3 protein-coding genes are annotated in these 3,048 nt (G+C 69.9%); all 3 read right to left on the bottom strand.

Features of this window, described 5'->3' with window-relative positions:
* The coding region (locus tag ACCC94_RS28945; RefSeq protein WP_413353022.1) for a response regulator at positions 1-434 on the bottom strand (434 nt) is incomplete at its 3' end.
* Complete coding sequence (locus tag ACCC94_RS28940; protein WP_413353021.1) at positions 431-2,710, bottom strand: hybrid sensor histidine kinase/response regulator; 2,280 nt, start codon at positions 2,708-2,710, stop codon at positions 431-433. The genes ACCC94_RS28940 and ACCC94_RS28945, both read right to left, overlap by 4 nt.
* Positions 2,707-3,048: chemotaxis protein CheW (locus ACCC94_RS28935; RefSeq protein ID WP_413353020.1), on the bottom strand; the 342-nt coding region annotated here is incomplete at its 5' end. The genes ACCC94_RS28935 and ACCC94_RS28940, both read right to left, overlap by 4 nt.

The following is a 3,048-nucleotide window of genomic DNA, read 5'->3' as shown; positions in this document are numbered from 1 at the left end:
CGCACCAGCGGCGCGCTGGCGACCGGGCGGCTGTCCTGCGGTGCGTTGAGCCACGCCAGGTTCTGCAGTTTGCGCAGCAGCGGGCGGGCGGCTTCGGCGGGGTCGCCGCTGCCCATCACCGGGGTGTTCACCGCATCCACCGCGCCGTTGCCCATGGCATCGAACACCCGGCTCATGTTGCGCTCCAGGTCCACCGTGACGACGATGATCGCGCAGGGGCTCTGCGCCATGATCCGGCGGGTCGCCTCGACGCCATCCATCACCGGCATCAGCAGGTCCATCAGCACCACGTCGGGCTTGTGCGCGGCGCACATCTCGATGGCCTCGGCGCCGTTGGCGGCGACCCAGACGACGCGGTGCGCCGGCTCGAAGGCCAGCGCGCGACGCATCGCCTCCACCGCCAGGGGCATGTCGTTGACTATCCCTATCCTCATCCCTGTGCACTCCCGATCAGGTCGACCACCGCATCCAGCAGGGCCTCGTCGTGGAAGCTGGCCTTGGCCAGATAATAGTCGGCGCCGGCATCCAGGCCGCGCCGGCGGTCTTCTTCGCGATCCTTGTAGGACACCACCATGACCGGCAGCGATTGCAGGCGGGTGTCGCGGCGGATCAGGGTGACCAGCTCGATGCCGTCCATGCGCGGCATGTCGATATCGGTGATGACCAGGTCGAAATGCTCCGAGCGCAGGGCGTTCCAGCCGTCCATGCCGTCCACCGCCACGGCGACATCATAGCCGCGCCCCAGCAGCAGCTTGCGCTCCAGTTCGCGCACGGTCAGCGAGTCGTCAACCACCAGCACGCGCTTGCGCGCCGGGCCGCTGAGGCGGCCGGTGGAGTCGATGCGTTCCAGGCGACCGGTGGCGAGGAGCTTTTCCACCGAGCGCAGCATGTCTTCGACGTCGAGGATCAGCACCGGCGTGCCGTCGTCCAGCAGGGCGCCGGCGGAGACGTCCTGCACCTTGCCCAGGCGGGCATCCAGCGGCACCACCACCAGGGTGCGCTCGCCGATGAATTTCTCCACCGCCACGCCGTAGGCGCTGTCGCGCTCGCGGATCACCACCACCGCTATCTCGTCCGGCGCCGCTTCGCCGTCGGGGCGCTGCAGCAGCTGGCTGGCGGAGACCAGGCCGACGTGCCGGCCCTCGTGCCAGAACTGCTGGCGGCCTTCGAGCTGGACGATCTCGTCCGGCGCCAGGCGGCGCATGCGTTCGATGTGCGCCAGCGGGAAGGCGTAGGCTTCGCCGCCGATGCTGACGACCAGGCTGCGCACCACGGACAGCGTCAGCGGCACTTCCAGGTGGAAACGCGCGCCCTGCCCGCTCACCTGCTCCATGCGGATGCTGCCGCGCAGCAGGCGCACCATGTGCTGCACGGCGTCGAGGCCGACGCCGCGGCCGGACACCTCGGTGACCTGCTCGCGCATGCTGAAGCCGGGCAGGAACAGGAAGCTCAGCAGTTCCTCTTCGGTGAGGCGCGCCACGGTTTCCTCGGTGGACAATTGGCGACGCACGATGGCGCTGCGCAGGCGGTCGAGGTCGACGCCGCCGCCATCGTCCCGCAGCTCCAGCACCAGCATGCCGGCGTGGTGGCGGGCCAGCAGCTGGATCGTGCCCTCCTCCGGCTTGCCGTGGCGCGCTCGCACTTCGGCGGACTCGATACCGTGGTCGACGGCATTGCGCAGCAGGTGGGTCAGTGGCGCTTCGAGCTTTTCCAGCACGTCGCGGTCGACCTGGGTGGTGGCGCCCTGGATATCCAGGCGCACCGTCTTGCCCAGCGAGCGGCCGAGGTCGCGGACCATCCGCGCCTGCCCGGAGAGCACGTCGGAGAACGGCCGCATGCGGCAGGACAGCGCCGTGTCGTAGAGCGACTGGGCGCGTTGCCCGGCCTTGAAGCTGAATTCGTCCAGCTCGGCGATCTGCTCGCTGAGCAGTTGCTGGCATTCGCCGACCAGGCGGCGCGCGTCGGCCAGGTAGGCCTGCGCCTCGGCGTCGAGGTTGGCCGTGTTGGCGGCATCCCGCGCACCGTCCAGCACACGGCTGGCGCTGGCCTGGATGCGCTTCAGACGCTGCAGCGAATCGAGCAGCGGCTTCAGGCGCTGGGACTCCACCAGCGACTTGCTGGAATAATCGAGCAACTGGTTCAGGCGCTCGGCGGTCACCCGCAGCACCCGTTCGCCGGCTTCATCGCTATCGCTGGAGCGACGCCGCTGGGGACGTTCGGCGGGAGCCGACGGGGCTTGTGCAGGTGCATCCTTAGGCGGCGGAACCGGTTCGACGGGTATCGCCGCCGGCGGCGCGGGCTGGGCCGGCGTCTTGCCCGACAGCAAGGCCTGCAGGCGCTCGACCATGCCCGGCACGCCCTGTTGCGCCTGCTCGGCCCGCTCGGGCGCGGCATCGGCGATGTGCAGGAGGATATCGGTGCCGGCCAGCAGCGCGTCGATATGCCCGGAGCCCAGCAGCAGGCGCCCTTCCTGGGCGCCGACCAGGCAGTCCTCCATCACATGGGCGACCTGCACGCCCGCATCCAGCCCGACGATCCGCGCCGCGCCCTTGAGCGAGTGCGCGGCGCGCATGCAGGCTTCGAGCTGGTCGGCCTGGGTCGGGTTGCGTTCCAGCGCCATCAGGCCCTGCACCAGCACCTGCGTCTGAGCCTCCGCCTCCAGGCGGAACAGGTCCAGCATCGATGCGTCCTTCATCTGCTCCGGGGTCATGCGAGGCTCCGGGTGGCGGCGTCGAGCAGGGCTTCCTGGTCGAGCAGGCGGATGCTGCGGCGGCGCCACTGCATCACGCCGCGGGTGAAGCGGTCATTGGCGGCGTGACTCTGCGACGAAGCCTCGACCACGGCCTTTTCGTCCAGCTCGTGAATGCCGTCCACTTCGTCCACCGGCGAGATGATCGGCCCGCCGACCGCCGCCAGGATCAGCATGCGCGGCACGATACGGGCGCCATCCCGCGCCGCTGTACGGGTGTCGAGGCCGAGCAGCTCCGCCAGGGAAATGCAGGCCACCAGCGTCCCGCGCACATTGGCTACGCCCAGCAATGCCGGCGA

It is taken from the genome of Pseudomonas sp. Pseusp97, from assembly GCF_047304025.1.
Classification (GTDB): domain Bacteria; phylum Pseudomonadota; class Gammaproteobacteria; order Pseudomonadales; family Pseudomonadaceae; genus Pseudomonas.
Note: the sequence above shows the minus strand (reverse complement) of the source record. Positions and strands in the feature narration are given on the sequence as shown.

Bases quoted from the DNA above. Each gene is read 5' to 3' on its own strand.
- ACCC94_RS28940 (WP_413353021.1), bottom strand. From the start codon at position 2,710: ATGACCCCGGAGCAGATGAAGGACGCATCGATGCTGGACCTGTTCCGC.